This is a genomic window from Heyndrickxia coagulans DSM 1 = ATCC 7050 (genome assembly GCF_000290615.1).
Taxonomy (GTDB): domain Bacteria; phylum Bacillota; class Bacilli; order Bacillales; family Bacillaceae_C; genus Weizmannia; species Weizmannia coagulans.
Map to the genome: position 1 here is coordinate 21736 of NZ_ALAS01000158.1, position 21570 is coordinate 43305.

The 21570-nt window shown below is 48.2% G+C and carries 20 protein-coding genes; 15 read left to right on the top strand and 5 right to left on the bottom strand.

Features of this window, described 5'->3' with window-relative positions; translation table 11 throughout:
* Nucleotides 1–71 precede the first annotated feature (71 nt).
* Both thpR and IC21_RS08390 read left to right on the top strand, forming a co-directional pair.
* Nucleotides 72–641, top strand: a complete 570-nt coding sequence (gene thpR, locus IC21_RS08385; protein ID WP_029141454.1) for an RNA 2',3'-cyclic phosphodiesterase — start codon at nt 72–74, stop codon at nt 639–641.
* 12 nt (nt 642–653) lie between these two features.
* Nucleotides 654–1604: an NERD domain-containing protein gene (locus IC21_RS08390; RefSeq protein ID WP_017552524.1), complete on the top strand. Its 951-nt coding sequence runs from the start codon at nt 654–656 to the stop codon at nt 1602–1604.
* Between the two features lie 138 nt (nt 1605–1742).
* Here IC21_RS08390 and IC21_RS08395 read toward each other — a convergent pair whose 3' ends face one another.
* Entirely contained in the window at nt 1743–1973 is a 231-nt protein-coding gene (locus tag IC21_RS08395) for a hypothetical protein (RefSeq protein ID WP_234969432.1), read from the bottom strand.
* A 57-nt stretch (nt 1974–2030) separates the two neighbouring features.
* Between IC21_RS08395 and IC21_RS08400 the strand changes: the two genes are divergently transcribed.
* Entirely contained in the window at nt 2031–2822 is a 792-nt protein-coding gene (locus IC21_RS08400; protein ID WP_029141453.1) for a phosphotransferase family protein, read from the top strand.
* A 167-nt stretch (nt 2823–2989) separates the two neighbouring features.
* Here IC21_RS08400 and IC21_RS08405 read toward each other — a convergent pair whose 3' ends face one another.
* Entirely contained in the window at nt 2990–3268 is a 279-nt protein-coding gene (locus IC21_RS08405) for a YtzH-like family protein (RefSeq protein ID WP_029141452.1), read from the bottom strand.
* 154 nt (nt 3269–3422) lie between these two features.
* Here IC21_RS08405 and trmB point away from each other — a divergent pair, with 154 nt between their 5' ends.
* Both trmB and IC21_RS08420 read left to right on the top strand, forming a co-directional pair.
* Nucleotides 3423–4085, top strand: coding sequence for a tRNA (guanosine(46)-N7)-methyltransferase TrmB (gene trmB, locus IC21_RS08410; protein WP_013859994.1), 663 nt, complete (start codon nt 3423–3425; stop codon nt 4083–4085).
* A 300-nt stretch (nt 4086–4385) separates the two neighbouring features.
* Nucleotides 4386–5240: a YtnP family quorum-quenching lactonase gene (locus IC21_RS08420; protein ID WP_029141450.1), complete on the top strand. Its 855-nt coding sequence runs from the start codon at nt 4386–4388 to the stop codon at nt 5238–5240.
* 359 nt (nt 5241–5599) lie between these two features.
* Here the strand turns inward: IC21_RS08420 and IC21_RS08425 are convergent, their stop codons facing one another.
* Entirely contained in the window at nt 5600–5911 is a 312-nt protein-coding gene (locus IC21_RS08425; RefSeq protein WP_013859992.1) for a PepSY domain-containing protein, read from the bottom strand.
* Nucleotides 5912–6291: 380 nt separating this feature from the next.
* On the opposite strand from IC21_RS08425, the gene IC21_RS08435 reads away from it, so the two are divergent.
* Together IC21_RS08435 and IC21_RS08440 are read left to right on the top strand one after the other, a co-directional pair.
* Entirely contained in the window at nt 6292–9057 is a 2766-nt protein-coding gene (locus IC21_RS08435; protein WP_029141449.1) for a hybrid sensor histidine kinase/response regulator, read from the top strand.
* A 244-nt stretch (nt 9058–9301) separates the two neighbouring features.
* Entirely contained in the window at nt 9302–10141 is an 840-nt protein-coding gene (locus IC21_RS08440; RefSeq protein ID WP_029141448.1) for a CheR family methyltransferase, read from the top strand.
* A 255-nt stretch (nt 10142–10396) separates the two neighbouring features.
* On the opposite strand, the gene IC21_RS08445 is transcribed toward IC21_RS08440, so the two are convergent.
* Nucleotides 10397–11536 (bottom strand): SpoIIE family protein phosphatase, encoded by a 1140-nt coding sequence (locus IC21_RS08445; RefSeq protein WP_029713761.1) that lies wholly within the window; start codon nt 11534–11536, stop codon nt 10397–10399.
* Nucleotides 11537–11679: 143 nt separating this feature from the next.
* Between IC21_RS08445 and IC21_RS08450 the strand changes: the two genes are divergently transcribed.
* From IC21_RS08450 to ytpR, 3 genes are all read left to right on the top strand, one after another.
* Nucleotides 11680–11994, top strand: a complete 315-nt coding sequence (locus tag IC21_RS08450; RefSeq protein ID WP_013859987.1) for a thioredoxin family protein — start codon at nt 11680–11682, stop codon at nt 11992–11994.
* A 148-nt stretch (nt 11995–12142) separates the two neighbouring features.
* On the top strand, nt 12143–12937 hold the full coding sequence (locus IC21_RS08455) for a DUF1444 domain-containing protein (protein ID WP_013859986.1): 795 nt from the start codon (nt 12143–12145) through the stop codon (nt 12935–12937).
* Between the two features lie 13 nt (nt 12938–12950).
* Nucleotides 12951–13556 (top strand): YtpR family tRNA-binding protein, encoded by a 606-nt coding sequence (gene ytpR / locus IC21_RS08460; protein ID WP_013859985.1) that lies wholly within the window; start codon nt 12951–12953, stop codon nt 13554–13556.
* Between the two features lie 51 nt (nt 13557–13607).
* Here the strand turns inward: ytpR and IC21_RS08465 are convergent, their stop codons facing one another.
* Nucleotides 13608–14198 (bottom strand): YhcN/YlaJ family sporulation lipoprotein, encoded by a 591-nt coding sequence (locus tag IC21_RS08465; RefSeq protein WP_029141447.1) that lies wholly within the window; start codon nt 14196–14198, stop codon nt 13608–13610.
* A 173-nt stretch (nt 14199–14371) separates the two neighbouring features.
* On the opposite strand from IC21_RS08465, the gene IC21_RS08470 reads away from it, so the two are divergent.
* From IC21_RS08470 to IC21_RS08490, 5 genes are all read left to right on the top strand, one after another.
* Entirely contained in the window at nt 14372–17197 is a 2826-nt protein-coding gene (locus IC21_RS08470; protein WP_029141446.1) for a DNA translocase FtsK, read from the top strand.
* Between the two features lie 290 nt (nt 17198–17487).
* Nucleotides 17488–18801 (top strand): UDP-N-acetylmuramate--L-alanine ligase, encoded by a 1314-nt coding sequence (gene murC, locus IC21_RS08475; protein WP_029141445.1) that lies wholly within the window; start codon nt 17488–17490, stop codon nt 18799–18801.
* 209 nt (nt 18802–19010) lie between these two features.
* Nucleotides 19011–19535: a DUF948 domain-containing protein gene (locus IC21_RS08480; RefSeq protein ID WP_019720690.1), complete on the top strand. Its 525-nt coding sequence runs from the start codon at nt 19011–19013 to the stop codon at nt 19533–19535.
* 18 nt (nt 19536–19553) lie between these two features.
* Nucleotides 19554–19931, top strand: coding sequence for a YtxH domain-containing protein (locus IC21_RS08485; protein ID WP_017554629.1), 378 nt, complete (start codon nt 19554–19556; stop codon nt 19929–19931).
* A gap of 329 nt (nt 19932–20260) precedes the next feature.
* Nucleotides 20261–21337, top strand: a complete 1077-nt coding sequence (locus IC21_RS08490) for a bifunctional 3-deoxy-7-phosphoheptulonate synthase/chorismate mutase (RefSeq protein ID WP_029141444.1) — start codon at nt 20261–20263, stop codon at nt 21335–21337.
* Nucleotides 21338–21570 lie beyond the last annotated feature (233 nt).

Genomic DNA, 21570 nt, shown 5'->3' on the forward strand with positions numbered 1-21570 from the left:
CACAGTATACCAGCAGGGCGGTTTTTGTTAAAATAAACACAAAACCATGATGGACAGGGGTGAAAAAAGCGATGGCAAACCATTATTTTTATGCCGTCATGCTGCCGGAAGCGCTCAAACAAAAATTGCAGCAGGCAACTGCCGGCATGAAAAGCAGCCTGCCGTTCCAGCGATGGGTGCACCGCGATGATGCCCATATTACCCTTGCTTTTTTGGGAGCGGCAGAAGAGGCGCAATTGGAAAAAGCGAACCGGCTGATTGCAGATAAAATCAGCACATTCCGCGTGCTGCCGCTTGTGTTCGACCACTTCGGCACTTTTGGAAAAAAAGAACAACCGCGCGTGCTCTGGGCAGGCATACAGGAATCGCAGCCGCTTTTTGATCTCGAAAGAATGGTGGCCGGCTGTTGCCTTGAAGCAGGATTTTCACTTGATCGAAGACCGTTTCACCCGCATATTACGCTGGCGCGGAAATGGGGCGGCGACAGGCCTTTTGCTGCCGGCATGCTGGACAGGTATTTGCCTGAACCGGTGCCTTTTTCGGCAGACCGGATCGTGCTCTACCGGACGAATCTCCATAAAACGCCAAAATACGAAATCGTGCAGTCTTTCAGGCTGGCTGATGCACAGAATTTGAAGTAAGGGAAAAGGAAAATGGGACAGTTATTAAAAATGCAAGACTTTGTATCACGTTATGAAACAGACTTAATCCGTTACACCAACCAGTTTATCCGGCTGAAAAAACAACAGTGGGAAAAATTCCGGGAAAACTGGGAAAACGGGCCGGAGGAAGAAGAGGAAGCGCCTGCGCCGGAAGAATCGCGCCAGGTCCTTTCCCGCATGAAACACTGGCTAAAAAGAAAAGATACGGCCGAAACAGAGGAGCAGGCCGCGCCGGTTTCCCCCGCGCCTCCCGGGGAATTGGATTTTGCCCCGCAGCTTGCCTTTTTGCCGGAGACGGAAGACCAGTTAAAAAAATTATTTCTCGACCAGCTGTTCCGTTTCCAGCTGAAATGGGCCAGTTCCACTTTGCTGCAACAGTCCGAAATCCCGGCTGTCCTTTATTTTGACCCGGATTTAAAATACTTTTTGCAAAGATTTCCGGATACATTTTTATTGATGTACCGGCCGGTTCTTTCCTTCAAAAAAGCCGTCTTGGAAATGGAACATCTTTTGATTTCGCCAATGGCAGTGTGGTGTATTGCCTTTGTGGAAAAAGAAAAAGATGCCGTCTTTTTCGGGTCGAACGGCCGTTTCTGGAAGAAGCGGACAGCCAGGAACGAAGAAAAGATTTTAAATCCGGCCATTGCCCTCGCGCGGACGGAAAAAATCGTGCGCAGCATCCTGAAACGGCATGATATCACGTTTCCGGTCGAAAGGGCGCTCATTTGCCGGAACGGGTTTATCCAATGGCCGGATGCGCCGGACGGCCTCCATATTCTTGACAAACGCCCGCATGCCGAATGGTTCCGGCATCAGCGGAATTTGCGCTCGCCGTTTAAATATATGCAGCTGAAGGCGGCGCAAGTGCTGCTTAACGAATGCCTGGCTACAAATACAAGTTCCGGAAACAGCGGGGCTGCCCGTGGCGGGGGCGGGGAATAAAGCGGGTTGTCCCTTGTAAAAATTTTATCTGCAGCATTGGAAAATTTTTGGCATACAAAAAAGCCGCCTTACCGGCATTTCAACACTTTCGGGAAACCCGGGCCCGTGCCAAACCAAAATTGCGCTTGACGAAAAAAGTCAAAAAGCGATAAAATTTACTGAAAGGTGGCTATTGTGAATGATACTTGCCAATAGCTGTCTTTTTTTGTTTTTGTCTCCGTTTGCCGTGAAAAAACCGGCAGCTGAGGATTTTTCAACAAACATGAAAAATCTGCGCCAATATTTTGTGTAAAATGGAATGGCATTTTTTACTTTTTTACAAATCCTGCTTTTCCCGGCTTTATAACAGGGACGCAAAGTTTCGTCCATTTTATATCGCTGTTTTTTCATCGATGTGAGGTTGACTTACTGAATTTGAAGGTGAACATGTTGGAAGATATATTAGGAAAAGGCTGGGAGATCATGCCGGCAGGGGGGGCGACAGGAGAAGCCTTCTATGCCAAATACCAGGAACAATCCCTCTTTTTAAAACGGAATTCATCGCCGTTTCTGGCCGTGTTATCCGCTGAAGGCATTGTCCCGAAGCTTGTCTGGACGAAAAGGCTTGAAAACGGCGACACCATCACTGCCCAGCAGTGGGTGGAGGGCAGGGAACTAAAGCCTTACGAAATGGAAGAAGAACGCGTTGCTAGGATGCTGAAAAAAATTCACGACTCAAAACCGCTTTTAACGATGCTGCAAAGGCTCGGGCTGGAATCGATGGAGCCTGAAAGCATGCTGCATGATCTCAAATCCGGCGCAAAAGGGGAATGGCCCGATACACCGGGTGTTTTGGATGCCCTTGAATTTCTCAAACGCGAACAGCCGAACGTTGCATACGGAGATTGTGTCGTCTGCCATGGCGATATCAATCATAATAACTGGCTTTTATCAAACGAAAATGAATTGTTTCTGATCGATTGGGACGGCCCGCTGATCGGCGATCCGGCAATGGACATCGGCATGCTTCTGTACGCCTACATTCCGCCCGAAAATTGGGGAAGGTGGCTGCGCCAATACGGCACGGAAATGACCGAAAGCCTGGCGCTCCGGATGAAATGGCACACCATTTACCAGGCGATCGTAATGATTTGCTGGCATAAAGAAAAAGGCCGGTACGAAGAAATGCAGCACTGGCTTGATTTTTTGCAGAGTGTGCATGGCGGCGTGAAAAAATAAGAGAAGGCTCATCCGCGTTTGCCCGGGACTGCTTTTACAGGGGCTTTAGAGAACGCTGGCTGCGGGCTTATTGCTTTCGAAAAAAGAGTGCCTGGTGTTTCCGGTTTCGAATGAAAAAGAAGAGAAACCGGGTGATGGTTTCTCTTCTTTTTGCCGCTCCTCATTCTTTAAAAATAGGTGTTCAGCTGGTCAACCCATTCCTCAAGCTTGTTTTGGTGGGCTTCAATATGGTCGTCCAAATGCTGTGCATATTTTCCCGCCTGGCTGTAGCTGTAAACATCTGTCAGCGTTTGTTTCATATCATTTGCGACAGCCGGATTGACGAGCAATGATTTGACCAGCCTTTCCAATTGTTCACATTCTGAAACAGATCCGCAGCATTCTGTTTGATGATCGTACAAAATATCCATCAATAAGGTTAACTGGTCGCGATGGCTGAGTGCCAAGTGGAACACATCCTTCACTTGAGATATGCAGCTGTTGACATGTGCATGAAGGTCTTGCGCCGGTGCCTCCATACATACTCTATTGTTTAACCTGCCTCTTTTTTTATGCAGGCAGGCCTGGCTTTTGCCAAAAAATATAAGTTGGGGTGTTTTTATGAGATTACGGAATAAGCCGTGGGCGGAAGAAAAATTAAAGAAGTACCCGCAATTCGTCGTACCGGACCCGGAAAAATGGCGCGGCCATTGGCAAGCGCTGTTTGGAAACGGCAACCCGCTCCATATTGAAATCGGAACAGGGAAAGGCCGGTTCATTTCCGAAATGGCGGAACAGCATCCCGAAATCAATTTTCTCGGGATCGAAAAACAGCCGAGCGTGATCGTGTCTGCGCTCGATAAGCTGATTGAAAAGAACAGCCCGAATGTAAAACTGTTGAATGCAGACGGTGCACGGTTGCGGGAATTTTTTGCAAAAGGCGATGTCGGACGGATTTATTTGAATTTTTCCGACCCGTGGCCGAAAAATCGCCATGAAAAACGGCGGCTCACATACCGCACTTTTTTGCAGCTTTATGAAGACATTTTGGCGGACGGCGGGGAAATTCATTTAAAAACCGACAACCAGGGCCTGTTCGAATACTCGCTGCAAAGTTTTTCTGAATATGGCCTGCTGTTAAAAAATATCAGCCTTGATTTGCATCGCAGTGATTTTTCCGGCAATGTCATGACGGAATATGAAGAAAAGTTTTCCGCACAAGGGCAGCGCATTTACCGCTGTGAGGCAAAATACCGCAACGCGCCCGGCGCACTGCAAGGATAATGGCAGTGCGCCGGGCGCTTTTTTTTGCATCGCGGCAGGGAAAAACGCAACGTTATTTTCAATTTTTTGCACGAGGAACAGGCTGGGAAAACGCAATGGCATTTTCAGTTTTTTGCACCGTGCAGCAGGCTGGGGTAAACGCAACAGCATTTTCAGTTTTTGGCATTACGGAACTGGCTGGGAAAAACCACAAGGGCAAAGCGAGCAGGGAGCATTGCCTTTTTTCGTCGCGGCACAGGCAGGAAAATGGGAAATGGCAGCGAATCCTTTTAAATGAAATCGATTACAGGAGGGAAAAGAATGGAACATTTAACAGTCGGTGAAATGACCCTTTACTGGCTCGATGGCGGCGTCACGCATCTGGACGGCGGGGCAATGTTCGGCGTTGTCCCGAAACCGCTTTGGTCGCGGAAATATCCATACAATGAAAAAAACCAGATCGAACTTCGGACAGACCCGATATTTTTTCAGCTGAACGGGAAAAACATCCTCATTGAGTCCGGCATTGGGAACGGAAAACTGACAGACAAGCAGAAGCGGAATTACGGCGTCACAGAGGAGTCGCAGATTGAGCGCGCATTAAGCGCATTCGGGCTGACACGTGAGAATATCGACATTGTCCTGATGACGCACTTGCATTTTGACCATGCATGCGGCCTGACCATGCCGGATGATACAAAGGGATATGTCCCTTCATTTCCAAATGCGGCCATCTATGTATCTGAAACGGAATGGGACGAAATGCGCCACCCGAATATCCGTTCAAAAAGCACGTATTGGAAGGAAAACTGGGAAGCGATCCAGCATCAGGTACAAACGTTTAAAGAAGAAGTTACTATTGAAGGCAAAGTCCGGATGGTACATACAGGCGGGCACAGTGACGGGCATGCGATTGTCATGGCGGAGTCCGGCGGCGAAAAATGGATCCATATGGCAGATCTTTTGCCGACGCATGCGCACCGCAACCCGCTTTGGGTGATGGCTTATGATGATTACCCTATGACCTCCATTTTTCAAAAACAGAAATGGATTGAAGAGGCGATCCGGGACAATGCCTGGTTTGTATTTTACCACGACGCTGTCTACCGGGCGCTGAAGTGGGATACGGACGGGAATATGGCAGAAAAAGTGGAGCGTGAAAAAACGCCCGTATAAAGCAGCAAAAAAACGGTGAACAAAAGGTCCGCCGTTTTTTACTGCCGCGTATGGAAAACGATCTATGCACATATTTTTCTTGCATGGCCATAACCCCCTGCGGCTTCCTGCTAAACTGGCCGGTATTGAGAAGGGCGGCATGAACCCCCGCCCTTAAACCGATTCTGCTTACTGTCCGGTACAGAGCCGGCATGAAAAACCAGCCCTAAACCGGGATATCCGGAACAGAGCCGGGTTTAAATTAAGAAACCCGTGCGCATAGAGCCGGCATGAAAAGCCAGCCCTAAAAGGATGCTGCTTTTCCAGCCATCCGGCACAAGCCGGTTTACAAAACCGGTCCTTACAGATCTGCTTTTCCGTTAAATCGGATAGACATCGAGGACGGTGCCGGTTTTGGAGTCAGCAATAAACTCGTACTGCTTCTTCTCCCCGTCTTTTGTAAGCGAAACCCCGCCCTTATAAACCCTCGTTTTAAACGGATATTTTTCATAATCTTCCGCTGTCATTTGAATCCAGGAACCGTCAATCGGCCCGTTTTCTTTAAACGCTTTCTTGACCTTTGCAAGAACGGTTTCTGCGGATACGTTAACGGTATGGTGCAATGTTTCATTTACGGCATACCCTGCGGCTGCGCCCACTGCAATTCCGGCTATAAAAGTTTTCCAATTCATAAGTGCCCACCCTTTCATTATTTAGTGCATCTAATATTTCACTTAGCTATCATTATACACTGAAAAAGCAAAGAAAGATAACGATCGGAAAATTTGAATAAACCAGCTTTTTCAGATCGGTCGCTTCTTTTTCCGCGCCAACACTTCTGCCTTTCGAGAAAAATTTTACCACACAGACATTTCTTTGCAACGTCCACAGGCTTTTGTCCCGGGAAAAACGTCCGGTTTTGCGGGGGACAGCGTTTTGTAACAAATTTGCCACAAATTGGTGGTATAATATGTTGGAAAATCGGGAATAGAGTATAAGCTTCAATGGCTTCATCACTTGGCTTGAGAAGTGTTGATATATCCGGCAGATGGAAAAACAGGGGGAAGAAAGCATGGGCTTTAAGAAAAAACAGTATGCAGGGTTCGGCGTGATACTCGCTTTTATGCTTGTCACGGCTGTCGTCATGCTCGTTTCCATGAACCATATGAAAAAAAACATGTCTGAAATCGTGCAGGACCGCTATATGAAAGTAAAAATGGCAACGGAGATCCAGCTGCTGTTTTCGCAGTCCGACCGGGAACTTTTAGCCATTATCAATGATGAAAAAGCAAGCGACACGGAAACCGCCATTCAAAATATTACGGCTAACCGTGCAAAAATCGAATCAAGGCTGAACCAGCTAGACAATATATTAAACCATAGCCAGGCAAAGAATATTTTGGCAAAGCTCCAAAATGAATTTGCTTCCTATACGGAAACGGAAGAAACGATTATCAATGATGCACGGCACAATAAAACGGTGCCGTCCGGGGTGATTTCCGACTATCAAACGAAGCGGAGCCATTTAACGGCATACATTACCGATTTTAAAAAATTCCAGGAAAACTTGATGTCGAAAGCAATGAAAAATGCCAGCCAGCTGGAAAAAAACTTGCTGCAGATGATTGTCGTTTCTTCCGGGCTGATGATTGCTGTTATGCTGTTTATTGCTTACTGGATTGTATCGGGAACGGGGAAAAGCTTAAACAACATCTCAAAAGTAATGGCGCATATCAATTACGATGACCTTACGTCACTGCCGCGGGTGGATGTGAAGACAGAGGATGAGATCGGAGAAATCGCCGCGGCTTTTAACCGGATGGCCGCATCGCTTGAACAGGCAAGCCAGAAAGAAAAAAATTATATCGAACAAATATCGGAAAGAAACTGGATGCAGACGACGCTTGCCGAAATGGCGACGATGTACCAGAATATTACCCATATCAACACGCTGGCGGAACGGTTTATTCAAAAAGCCGTACCTGTTATGGCAGCCTCGATGGGTGCCTTCTACTTGAAAAGAGGAGAAAAAACAAAAGCCGAGTTTGTTAAAATTGCCGCTTATGCGGAAGACCGCGGAAATCCGGGCCGCGAAACATTTTCATACGGGGAGGGGCTGGCCGGCCAGTGTGCACTGGAAAAAGAGAGCCGGGTCATTACCGATGTTCCCGAAAATTATTCGCTCATTTCGACCGGGTTAGGTGAAGCGAAACCGCGCAGCATTTTGATCGCGCCTGTTATTTATGAAGAAGAAGTGCTGGCGGTTTTGGAACTGGCAAGCCTGGAGGAGTTTACGCCGGCTGAGCTTGAGCTCATTAAGCAAATTAACCATACACTCGGGATGGCGATTAACAGTGTCCTGAGCAGAATGGAGGTCGAGCGGCTCCTGAAAGAATCGCAAATGATGACGGAGGAGCTGCAGGCCCAATCGGAGGAATTGCAATCGCAATCGGAAGAGCTGCAGGCCCAATCGGAGGAATTGCAGTCGCAGTCTGAAGAATTGCGCATGATCAATGAACAGCTTGAGGAACGGACGAAAGAAGCGGAAAAAAGAGCGCATGAACTGGAAAAAACAAAGCAGCAGCTGGAAGAAAAAGCAGAGCAGCTTATCCAGAGCTCGCAGTATAAATCTGAATTTCTTGCGAATATGTCGCATGAACTGCGGACGCCGCTCAACAGCATTCTGCTTCTTTCCGAAATGCTTGCGGATGAATCGGAAGAGGGCAATCTGACCGAAGAGCAGAAAGAATTTGCCCGTGTGATCCATTCATCCGGTAGCGATCTGCTCAATTTAATTAACGATATACTTGACTTGTCCAAAGTGGAAGCCGGCAAGATGGAAATGGTTATTGAAGAGATGAATACCCGTGAATTGCCGGTGTATGTCGGCAACCAGTTTGCTTATTTGGCAGAGCAAAAGGGGCTTGAACTGAAGATTGATGTAGATGATCATTTGCCGGATTTGATTTATACCGACCAGCGCCGTTTCCAACAAATCGTGAAGAATCTGCTTTCAAATGCCGTCAAATTTACGGAAAATGGTTCGGTAACGTTCCGGATGCGCAAAGTGGGTGCAGAAACAGCCGGAAAATACGTGAAAACAGAAGGCGCAGATTTTTGGCTGGAAGTGGCTGTGCAAGACACGGGGATCGGCATTCCGGAAAAGAAACAGGATCTCATTTTCGAAGCCTTCCAGCAAGGGGACGGCGCAACCGGCCGGAAATACGGCGGCACGGGACTTGGTTTGTCCATTTGCCGCGAATTTGCCCGCTTGCTTGGCGGCACGATCCGTCTCGACAGCACCGTCGGAAAAGGCAGCACGTTCATTTTGTATATTCCAAGCCTGCCGAACGGGATAGCCGCTACGGAAGAAGTGCCCGCGCCGGAAAGCGAAGCAGCGCCGGCATTGCTGTATGAAGAGGATCAGCAGCTGGGCGAAGAAGAATCAGCCGGCCGGGCGTTCCGGAATAAAACCGTGCTGATTTGTGACGATGACAACCGGAATATTTATGCACTGAAAAAGGCGCTGTCAAAAGAAGGCATGAAAGTGCTTGTGTCGCAAAACGGCTTCGAATGCCTGGATATGCTGGGCCTTCACAAAGAGGTCGACATTGTCCTCATGGATATTATGATGCCGGGCATGGACGGTTATGAAACGATGCAAAAAATACGGGCGAACGAAAATTTTTCGGATTTGCCCATCATCGCCCTGACAGCAAAAGCGATGAAAGGCGACCGGCAAAAATGCCTGGATGCCGGCGCAACAGATTATATCAGCAAGCCGCTGAAGATGGACCAGCTGCTATCTGTCATGCGGGTATGGCTGCCGCAAGAATAATGGCAGGCTGAGGGAAGGAAGCACGTGAAAAAGCATGCTGTAAGTAGGGGATAAAGGGATTCCTCACGAGGATTGTTCTATGTAAAGGGAGGCCGCAATTTAGCGTGGTTTCTTCCCGCAGGAATGCTTTTTTAGTGAAGGAAGCCCGAAAAATTTCGTTGCTTTCTTAGCCGCCTGTCCGGAATGGATGCTTCCTTCCACAATTCAATAAGCCCAAACTTTAGGATGATGGAGTGCAAAAAGCGTGAAAAAAAACCAACTAACGGATGATGACATCAGGAAGCTTGAAATGGATATGCTGCTATTTGCCATTTACCGGATATCAGGCTATGATTTCCGCCAGTATGCCCGTTCTTCCATTGAAAGGCGGGTTACGCACCGGATGCGGCTCGAAAATCTCCCGAGCATCAGTGCGCTGATCGAAAGGGTGATCCATGAACCCGAATTCCTTGAAGTGTTGCTAAACGATTTGTCCATTCAAGTGACAGAAATGTTCCGGGATCCGGACTTTTTTGCCGCCTTCCGTGAAAAAGTCGTCCCGGAATTAAGGCAGTACCCGGAAATCCGGATCTGGCATGCAGGCTGCTCCTCTGGTGAAGAAGCCTACTCGATGGCCATTCTTTTGGACGAAGAGGGGCTGCGCGAAAAAACGAGAATTTATGCAACCGACATGAATGAACGGGTGCTGCGCCAGGCGGAAAGCGGCGCCTTTTCGCTTCATAAAATGCAGACATATACAAAAAATTATTTCCAGGCAGGTGGGAAACGTGAATTTTCCTATTATTACACGGCGGATGCCCAGCATGCCTATTTCAACAAGAGCCTTGCGGACAATATCGTCTTTGCCCAGCACAATCTTGTCACGGACGGTTCGTTTAATGAGTTCCATGCCATTATTTGCCGGAACGTGATGATCTATTTTGACCAAAACCTTCAAAAAAAAGTTTTGCGATTATTTGATGAAAGCTTAACGAACCGGGGATTTTTAGGGCTCGGCCATAAAGAAACCGTGCTGACGATTGATACGGAAGGAAAGTATGAGGTTTTTGACAGAGATGAAAAAATTTACCGAAAAAAAGCATAATCCATTTGCAAAAAACGGCGGGGCAATATGACCCCGCCGTTTTTCATTGCAATGGATCCGGCAAATAGCCGGATCCATTGCAAGTGATATAAGCGCGCGGAAAGCTGCATCGCACAGAAAAAGCCTGATTTTCCGTTTTTAAGCAAAACAGTGCGTGCTGAATGGAACCGGCCGTTTTTTTACGGCATCTGCGCAAGGAGCCTGAACGGGCCCGACACATCCGTCCTATGGAGAAAATGGCTGATGGAACTATACTCAATTTGCCTGAACGAGCACAACACACATATCATCCAGCTGCTGTTCCTGCAGTTCTTTGGCAAGGACGGCATCCAGGGGGGCAGCCGCCTTTTCCGGAGACCAGGCGGACGAGGCGAGCTGCTGCAGGATGTTCAGGCCGTCGCGGCTGTCCGAATCGAGTGCTTCCATTACGCCGTCTGTAAATAAAAGGAGCTGCAGGCTTTCATGGTAACGGAGCACCTGCTTTTCCACTTCCAATTGCGGGAAGAAGCCGACAGCACATCCGCCTTCCGAAAGCGGCACGACTTCCTTTTCATCCACGAGGGCAAAAGCGGGCGGGTGGCCGGCATTCACATATTCAACCGTTTTGCCGGCACAGTCAAGCACAAGGTAGATCGCCGTAAAATAATGCTGCATCCCGCCGTCTTTATTCAAGTAACGCATCAGTTCGTTTAATTCCTGCATCACTGTTTCAGGGTCTGCCTTGCTTTGCATTAAATCCCTTAATTTGGAAGAAATAAACATGCAGACGAGCGATGCCGAAATGCCGTGCCCCATCACATCGAGTAGCATGAGGCTGTATCGGTGGTCATCTATTTTATACCAGTAATAAAGATCACCGGCCAATTGATGTGCCGGTTTGTAAGAAGATGTAATGGAAAGGCAGTTTTCTTTGATCGGTTCGCTCAAAAGCGTACGCTGAACCTGCATTGCAAGATCGAGCTCGTCTTTTAAATGTTTCTCCTGTTCCGTATGCCAGTCTTTCTCCTCTTTCAGACGCAGTGCCACTTTAAGGCGGGCGATCAGCTCGACTTTGTTGATCGGCTTTGTAATATAATCGATTCCCCCGGCGTTTAACGCTTCCGCCAGCTTCCGGGCATCATCAAGCGCGGTCAGGAAAATGACGGGAATATCACGGAAACGCGGCGACTGCTGCAGCATCCGGCACGCTTCAATCCCGTCAATTTCGGGCATCATAATATCCATCAGAATGCAGTCGGCAGGTGATTTTGGAGCATGTTCCTCACCCAGATGCAAATAAGCGAATAATTCTTTAGCCGAAGTGAAAGATATATATTGATCATATCCGGCATTTTTTAAAATTTTTTCTATGACAAATAAATTTACTTTATGGTCATCTACAATTAAAATGGTCATGAAGTCTACCCCTTATGTAAAAAAATCCATTTCCCGCAAACTGATCAACTTTCATTATACCGGGAAAGCCGGGTGATGAAAAATGAAACAGCTCTGCCGTTACGGTATAATAAAAAGCAGAAACAGAAACTGGAGGGTTAACCATGCAGGAATTGCAATCAATGGAAGATTTTAAAAACTTGAAAGAAAACGGGGCGCACATTTTTTTGTTCTCAGCGGACTGGTGCCCGGACTGCCGCTTTTTAGACCCGTTTATGCCGGAAATTGAAGAAGCATACAGCGATTATACTTTTGTCCATGTTGACCGCGACAAATTTTTGGATTTATGCGCGGATCTCGATGTATATGGCATCCCGAGTTTTGTCGCATTCCGGGACGGCAAAGAAATCGGCCGTTTCGTCAGCAAAGACCGGAAAACAAAAGAAGAAGTCGAAAAATTCATCGAAAGCCTTGCCTGAATCATCGATGCCCATGCCGCATGGAACGTGGCATCACCCGAATGCACGCGCATATTTTCAGGAAAGACAAAAAGCAGGCCGGATTTCCCCCTCTTTGCGGATGGGGGATTTTTCCGTAGCCGGCGATAAAGGAGGTGCCAGCCGGAAAATGGATACGAAACAATTAAGGCGGGAACTGGAAAAAAGGCTGGAGAAAAAAGGCCGCATTTTTTCCTATGACCGTGAAAAAGATATACTCCGGGTCGAAAATGAAGACACGCATCAGGGACTCAATATTTCCCTGCCGGAGATTGCCGCCAAATGGGTCTCCCAAAAAGAAGAAGCGATTGAAGAAGTTGTCTATTATGCGGAAGAAGCGCTCGGCGTGATGGGGAAAAACCATTCACTGCATGGCCGGGAAAAAAGTATTTTTCCTGTGATCCGGTCTACTTCTTTTCCGGCAGAAGCCCCGGGAGGCATCCCTTTTTTAACGGATGCGCACACGGCGGAGACGCGCATTTATTACGCGCTCGACCTCGGGAATACGTACAGGCTGATCGATTTTCAAATGCTGGAGCGGGAAGGATGGAGCCCGGAACATGTCCGGGAAACGGCGCGGTTTAATTTGCGGTCGCTTTCCACGAAAATGAAAAAAGACACTGTCGCCGGGAATGATTTTTATTTTTTAAATACGAATGACGGCTATGATGCGAGCCGGATTTTAAATGAAAAGTTTTTGCAGGAAATGTCTGTAAAAACGGAAGGGGAGATGGTCCTCGCCGTTCCCCATCAGGATGTTTTCATTATAGGTGACATCCGCAATGCAACAGGTTATGATATAATCGCGCAAATGGCGATGAATTTTTTTGCAAACGGCCATGTGCCGATTACAGCCCTCTCATTTTTATATCAGGACGGCGAACTGGAGCCGGTCTTTATTTTGGGCAAAAACCGGAAATCTTGAAAGGAGTACGTTTATGAATGTTTTTTACAACCGCGAAGGCATCGGCGATACATTGATTGTCATGATCAAAGAGGCGGAGCATGCCGCTTATGAAAAGAGGGGCACTGTCGCCCGCATTTATGATGAAAAGACAAAAGAAACAGCCGGGTTCAATATTTTCGAAGCATCCCGGTACGGGGGGTTTGAAGGAAGCGGACCCGTGAAACTGACGGAAGCTTTGCTCGACAAGCTGAACGGAATTCTCGCCGAAAACGGGTTCAATGAAAAACTTGACGCCGATCTTTCCCCGAAATTCGTTGTCGGGTATGTAAAAGAAAAGGAAAAGCACCCGGATTCCGACCATTTAAGCATTTGCCAGGTTGACACCGGCACTGAGACATTGCAAATTGTCTGCGGCGCGCCGAATGTGGAAGCCGGGCAAAAAGTAGTGGTTGCAAAAACAGGCGCTGTGATGCCGAACGGGATGATCATTAAAGATGCTGTCCTGCGCGGTGTGGCTTCAAGCGGCATGATCTGCTCGGCGCGTGAACTCGGGCTCCCGAATGCGCCGCAGAAAAAGGGCATCTTAGTGCTCGACGGGCAGTACAAAGTCGGAAGCGAATTTCCGCTGCCAAAATAAAGCCGGGATGGCAAAAAAGGGCGCATCACGCGTGATGCAGCCCTTTTTTACTTATCTTGATCCATTCGGAAAGACACGCTGGATGGTATCGTTAAACTGGTTAAAAAATCCTGAAATCGGGCGGCCGTTCCGGATGTCGTTGACGTAATCACTCATCTGGTCAAAGAAATCCGGGTTTTCGGAAATGTACACATCATTGATTGATGGATCGGTTTGCTTGACGACTTTTGAAATTTTGTTTTTCAATTTCTTGTCAAGTTTGTCGTTGTTTTGGTTCCTTTCCAGCAAGACAGCCACATAGGCATTGTCATTCGTGACGATGACGAACGCTTGTGCCACCTCTTTTAAATCCTCAATGCTGCGCGCAATACGGTTGGCCACCCGGACATCGTTGTTGTTATTATTGTTGTTGCCGTTGCCATTATTGTTCGTCAAATCGGCGCCATTATTGCCGTCTGTTCTTCCTGTATTGTAACGGACGTTATTGTAACGCACATCATTATTGTCGGCTGTGTCGTTATAGCGTACAGGCCGTGCATTGTTGCGGTTGCCGTTATTGTCGCCGGCGCCGTTATTGTTTCCGCATCCCATTAATAGCCCGGATGCAAGCCCGATGCCGAGCAATGCTTTTGCGATCTTCAATCCATTCCCTCCTTCAAAAAATAGTATCAGTCATAATGTGCCTACCCCCGATTTTTTTATGCTGACGTGCCCGTGTTAAAAAATCCCTCGAAAAACATGTGTTTCCTTTGTATAATGGAAGGTGAGAGGAATTTTTGAAAGGCTCTTCGGACGCATGAGCAAAGGAAAGAGTGATGAATTTGAGCTGGATTAAAAAAATGGCAAAATACTTCAAAGATGAAAACGTGCACGAAGAGGCCCGGGATCCGGCCGGGCTTTACCAGGCACGCCCGGAGAATATAGATACCCGTGTGGCTTATCATTATCCGAAAAAACAGTTTCGTTTTCCTGTGATTCCGGATCAGGAAGGGGAACGCCGGAAGACGACTGAAAAACCGGAAAAGCAGCAGCCGCGGGCAAAAAAACATCGTCCGGATCCACGGCCAGAACGGGGAGAAAAGGTGCAAAAAGGCCATCCTTTCCGGCCGACGGACATCCCTTCCCCGGTCTTTGGATTCAAACGGCCGGCAAATGATTTGCCTTCGCAAGAAGAAACAACAGTGTTGGAATACGAGCTGGAAGATCATTATAAAAAGGATATCCATCTATTCGATATGGCAAAACTGCAGCAATTGCTTGATTTTGCAGAAAATCCGGGCACGGACGGCGAAGGGAACCCGGCAGAACCGGAACACGGCATCCAAATGGCGGATCATTGGTTCGAAGAGGAACAAACTGATTTACCGGCAGATCAAGCCGGGCGCACAACAGCGGATCAGGCGGAAAAGGGCGAATCTGTCCAAACGGAAACAGGGCACGGCGAAGATTCGCCAGGTGCGGCAGATGAAGCCGCAGGAACGCCGGAATCCGAAACGGCATACAGGCTAGAAGTACCCGGCACAATTCCGTCTAATGAATCGGAACAGCCGAAAGTGAAAACGTCGGAATCCGGCCCGGCAAGTGCGCTGCCAAAAGAGGATGCGGCGGCCATTTCTTCTGAAGAATCCGGTGCAAACCCGGCAGATGAAGCAGAAAAAGAAACAATGGCATCCTATCCGGCAAGTGAACCGGCAAAAGGGAAAGCGGAAGAGACCCCGGCGTCCGCTTTGGAGAATATGGAGCCAGAACAATATAGCATAGGAACGCCGGAATCTGGAGCAGCAGACGGATTGGAGAAAACTGGCATAAGCCTGGCGGATGAACCGGAAACAGGGAAAGCCAGCCTGGCAAGTGATCCTGGAAAAGTGGAATCCGAAGCCGATCCGGCAAACAGACCGGAAACAGGGAAAGCCGCGGCTGTTTCTCCGAAGGCAAGCATGGCGGACCTTGCAAATGAACCGGAAAAAGTCTCTTCGATATATGCTTTGGAAAAAGCCGAAAAAAATGCAGGAAATGAACCGGAACAGCGGCATACGGAAACGGCGGGCATTTCTCCGTCATCCGGCGAAGCAACAAAAACGGAAGGACGCCCGAGAAAGCATCTGCCGTTTAACGTGCTGATGCTGAAACAGGATCGCCGGAAGATCACAGAAAAAAAAGAGGCCCCGGTTCCCCGGCCGGAACAGGAAAACCCGGCCGAAAACAGTCGTGAAAAACCGTTTTCTTTCCCGCCGCTCTCGTTGCTGGAGCCGCCGGTAAAGCAGACCCGGGATGAGGGGTGGATCCAAGAACAAAGCTATACGCTGGATGAGGCACTTGAAAATTTCAATGTCCGCGCGAAAGTGGTAAATGCAAGCCAGGGGCCTTCCGTTACCCGGTTTGAAGTCCAGCCTGAACCAGGCGTAAAAGTCAATAAAATCACCAATCTGAACGACGACTTAAAATTAAGCCTCGCTGCGAAAGATATCAGGATCGAAGCGCCGATTCCGGGCAAGCATACGGTCGGCATTGAAATCCCGAACTTGAAAAGCCGCCCTGTCCGTTTGCGTGAGATTATCGGCGATCCCGTATTTCAAAACAGCAAATCCCCGTTGACGGTTGCGATGGGCCTGGATATTTCCGGAAAACCGGTTGTAACCGACCTGCAAAAAATGCCGCACGGGCTGATTGCAGGCGCCACCGGATCGGGAAAAAGCGTCTGTATCAATTCGGTGCTTGTTTCGCTTCTGTATAAAGCGGCGCCGCAGGATTTGAAACTGCTCCTGATCGACCCGAAAATGGTGGAGCTTGCGCCATATAATCAGATTCCGCATCTCGTCAGCCCGGTCATTACAGATGTCAAAATGGCAACAGCGGCATTAAAGTGGGCGGTTGAAGAAATGGAAAGGCGTTATGAATTGTTTGCCCATGAAAGTGTACGCGATATTCACCGTTATAATGAAATGGCCGCCCGTACCCGCAGGTTTTCCGAAAAGTTGCCGTATATTGTCATTGTCATCGATGAGCTCGCTGATTTAATGATGACCTCGCCGGGGGATGTGGAAGATGCCATCTGCCGGATTGCGCAAAAAGCGCGCGCCTGCGGGATTCACCTGATTCTGGCGACACAGCGGCCAAGCGTGGACGTCATTACCGGCTTAATCAAGGCCAATATCCCGACGCGCATTGCTTTTTCCGTCTCTTCACAGGTCGATTCGCGCACCATTATCGATATGAGCGGGGCGGAAAAGCTGCTTGGAAAAGGGGACATGCTGTTTTTGGAAAACGGTACTTCCAAACCGGTCCGGCTGCAGGGCACTTTTGTGAGCGACCGTGAAATCGACGATGTTGTGTCATATGTAAGGGAAGCTGCAACGCCTGAATATTTGTTCCAGCCTGAAGAATTGCTGAGACAAACGGAACCGGGCGAAGAAGAAGACGAGCTTTTTCCCGACGCCTGCGAATTTGTCATTCATCAGGGCGGGGCGTCCACGTCACTTTTGCAGCGCAATTTCCGGATCGGCTATAACCGGGCTGCCCGCCTGATTGATATGATGGAGCAGCAGGGGATTATTTCCGGGGCGAAAGGAAGCAAGCCGCGGGATGTTTTAATCACGAAAAGCGAATTGATGCAAATGCAGGAAGCAGAAAGCAGAGAGTGATGGTTTTTCCTTATAGCCGGCAGCTGTTTTGGCAAGGATAGTGGAAAAAGGGCATGAAGAATGCGGATGTGAACTGCCCTTTCCGGCTTCCGGCGGGCTGCGGGCAAAATTCCGCTTTTTCATGTTCACGGCTGCCTGGAAATGATATAATGATGGAGTATGATTTTTTTATGATGGGCATGAAGGCGGCCGTATAAAGCCTGTACAGCTGCTGTGGAAACATGCCTTATCGCACATGGCGGGTTTTTATCATATACTGCATACATATAGACATTGTTGGAGGTTCTATTATGACTGTATACCATTTCGTAGGGATTAAAGGATCGGGCATGAGCGCACTGGCACAGATCCTGCATGACATCGGATACGAAGTGCAGGGGTCTGACGTGGAAAAGCGCTTTTTTACCCAGCAGGCATTAGAAGATGCCGGCATTAAGATCCTGCCTTTCAACCGGGAAAACATCCGCCCCGGCCTGACGGTGATTGCCGGCAATGCTTTTCCCGATACGCACGAAGAAATTGATGAAGCGATGAAACGCGGCATTCCTGTGATCCGTTACCATAAATTTCTCGGTGAGTTTCTGAAAAATTTTACGAGCGTTGCTGTAACAGGCGCGCACGGCAAAACATCGACTACCGGGCTGCTTGCCCATGTCATGCATGAGATCAAGCCCACTTCCTATTTGATCGGGGACGGAACGGGAAAAGGGGTTCCGGGAGCGGAATATTTTGTATTTGAGGCATGTGAATACCGGCGCCACTTTCTTTCCTACCATCCGGATTATGCGATTATGACCAATATTGACTTCGACCATCCGGATTACTATGCGAACATTGACGATGTCTTTTCCGCTTTTCAAGAAATGGCGCTGCAAGTCAAAAAAGGCATCATCGCTTACGGGGATGACGAGCAGCTGCAAAAAATTCAGGCAAAAGTGCCGGTTGTTTTTTATGGCTTTGAAGAAGGCAACGATTTTCAGGCAAGAAATATTGTGACGGAGCCGCAAGGAACGAAATTCGATGTGGTGGTCCGCAATAGTTTTTACGGAACGTTCGAAATTCCCTCCTTCGGGAACCACAATGTGCTGAATGCGCTCGGGGTCATCGCCCTCTGCCAATACGAAGGCATCGAAAAAGAAGCGGTTAAAACGCATTTAAAAACATTTCACGGGGTCAAACGCCGCTTTACGGAAAAAGAAATCGGCACGCAAATCATCATTGATGACTATGCCCACCACCCGACCGAGATTAAGGCAACCATTGATGCCGCGCGGAAAAAATATCCGGAAAGAGAGCTTGTCGCCGTATTCCAGCCGCATACTTTCAGCCGCACGCAGGCATTTCTTACAGCGTTTGCGGAAAGTTTAAACCTTGCAGATCGGGTTTTTCTGTGCGATATTTTTGGCTCGGCGCGTGAACATCACGGAAAGCTTTCTATTTACGATTTGCAGGAAAAAGTCGGCGGATCGCAAATTATCAAGGAAGAGGACATGTCCCCGCTTCTTGGCATTGAAAACAGTGTCATCCTCTTTATGGGTGCCGGGGATATCCAAAAGTACCAAAAGGCATACGAAACATTGCTGCAAAAGCATGTAAGCCGGTAAGGCAGAGGCATTGTCCGAAAAACAGGCGGGCAATGCCTCTTTTTGTTATGAGATTTGTCAAGCAGAAAATGTTTCCATTTTTGTTGGCATAAGGCGGCCGTTATGCGAAAATAAGGGTGGTACCCGCAAAGATTTCAACCCCCAATTGTTTAAGGAAGGCGATTTGGGGTAATTTTATTGTACATTGTACATGGAGGTGGTAACGAAAGATGAAAATTATCCTGTATTTGAGCGTGGCGCTAATTGCTGTTGCATTCCTCATTCTGGTCATCGCCCTGACGAGGACATTGAAATCATTAAGCAAAACATTGGACAACTTGTCGGATACGGTAAAGGGCCTTGAAGGGCAGATGCACGGCATTACAGAGGAATCTACAAAATTACTAGAAAAAACGAATGTGCTGGTTGAAGACATCGAGCATAAATTGGAAAGGCTGAACAGTGTCGTCTATGCCGTGGAAGATATCGGTGTTTCCGCCCAGCAACTGAGCCAGACGCTGCGTAAAGTCACAACATCGATTGCTTCGGCCGTCAGCAAAAGGCAGGACAAAATTGCACAGGCCGTGCAATGGGGCGCTGCGCTGAAGGAAATAAAAGATAGATGGTCGGGCAAAAAAGGTGCAGGCACGAATGAAACCCATCCTGTCCATGCCCAAAACCCTATCCCGAAACACCTTCTTGAAGAACCGGCCCGTAATGATGAAAGGCTGCTCCAACGGGTAAGAAATTCATAAACTGAAGGAGGAATTTACATGTCTGAAGAACAAATGTCCACGAAAGATTTTTTGACTGGTGCAATTGTCGGCGGTGTTGTCGGTGCTGCGGTAGCGCTTATGTTGGCGCCGAAATCAGGGAAAGAACTTCGGGAAGACTTAAGCGGCCAGGTGGAAACCATCAAAGGAAAAACAGACGGCTGGCGTGAATTTGCGACCGAAAAAGGCACCCAGCTGGCTTCGCAGGCTGCTGAAAAAACAAAACAAGTACGCGATTTTGCCGTGCAGAAAGGCAACCAGCTGAAAGACAGCGCCGTCCAGACCGCGCAGCAGGCAAAAGATAAAGCCGAAACGGATACGGGAGATGTGAACCAGCAAAGTTCAAATCCAGGCAGTTCCTCATCGGCCGGCGAGTAACGACGCAAAAAAAGCGGCATGTCTGCCGCTTTTTTTTTGCGCTTTTCAGGCGGCAAAACAGAACAAGACGAATGATACGGGCTAAGAGCCTGCCCCTTTTTGTGCGCTTTTTTTCAGGCCGAGCGGGAACCTTTTCCGAAAAAAACATATAAAACAATAACAGGACGGTTGTTGCTTTAGTACATAAAAGCGTTTATCCAGTAAAGAATTTTTCCGTGACTTTTTAAAATGAATCGATTATAATAAGTGCAATCACTTGTAAACTTTTATGGCAACAGGCACCGGCAACAAAATGAGATAAGGATATTGACAGAGAGGATGAGAGGTACGTGGGGAACAGAGAGCTTGAACAATTGCGGAAAGAAGTTGAAGAAGTAAACTTAAAGCTGCTGGAGTTGATCAACAAGCGGGGTGAGCTCGTCCAGGAAATCGGGAAACTGAAAGAAGCCCAGGGCGTAAGCCGCTATGACCCGATCCGGGAACGCGAAATGCTGAATGCCATTATAGAACATCACGATGGCCCGTTTGAAACGTCTACCATTGAACATTTATTTAAAGAGATTTTTAAAGCGGCCCTTGAACTGCAGGAAGATGACCACCGGAAAGCATTGCTTGTTTCGCGGAAGAAACAGCCGGAAAATACAATTGTTGACATTAAAGGCGAAAAAGTGGGCGACGGCAACCCGCATTTTGTATTCGGCCCGTGTTCGGTTGAATCGTACGACCAGGTTGCGGCTGTTGCGGCATCCGTAAAAGCGAAGGAGCTGAAACTGCTTCGCGGCGGCGCCTACAAACCGCGCACCTCTCCGTATGATTTTCAGGGGCTTGGGCTTGAAGGCCTGAAAATTTTAAAGCAGATTGCCGATGAATATGATCTCGCTGTGATCAGTGAAATCGTGACACCTGCTGATCTCGAAAAAGCGGCCGATTACCTCGATGTAATCCAAATCGGCGCGCGCAATATGCAGAATTTCGAGCTGTTGAAAGCGGCAGGTTCCATCCAGAAGCCAATTCTCTTAAAACGCGGGCTCGCGGCAACGATTGAAGAATTTATCAATGCCGCTGAATACATTATGTCAAGAGGAAACGGACAGATTATTCTTTGCGAACGGGGCATCCGGACGTACGAACGGGCGACCCGCAATACGCTCGATATCACGGCGGTTCCGATTTTAAAACAGGAAACGCATTTGCCGGTATTTGTGGATGTGACCCATTCGACAGGGAGAAGGGATTTGCTCCTTCCGGCCGCCAAAGCGGCGCTTGCGATCGGCGCGGACGGTGTGATGGCGGAAGTGCACCCGGATCCGGCAGTCGCGCTTTCGGACGCCGCACAGCAAATGGATTTGAAACAGTTCGATGCGTTTTATCAGGAAATCCAATCCGCCTTGCCGGCGAAAATATAAGGATCAGCATCCAGCCTTCTGCCTTGCAGAAGGTTTTTCTTTGTGGCGCTTTTTCAGTTGGCTACATTCTGTTATAAAACGTTGAATCCGGATGGTTGGCTAAATTCGTTTGTGAAGAATGTGGCAATTTTGTGTCAAACCTTGCAGCTCTGAGGAGTAAAAATTTTTCGTGATAATTTAACTATCCCCCCCAAAAATGCGGCTAAATATGTAATAATTTAAATAATTAGAGC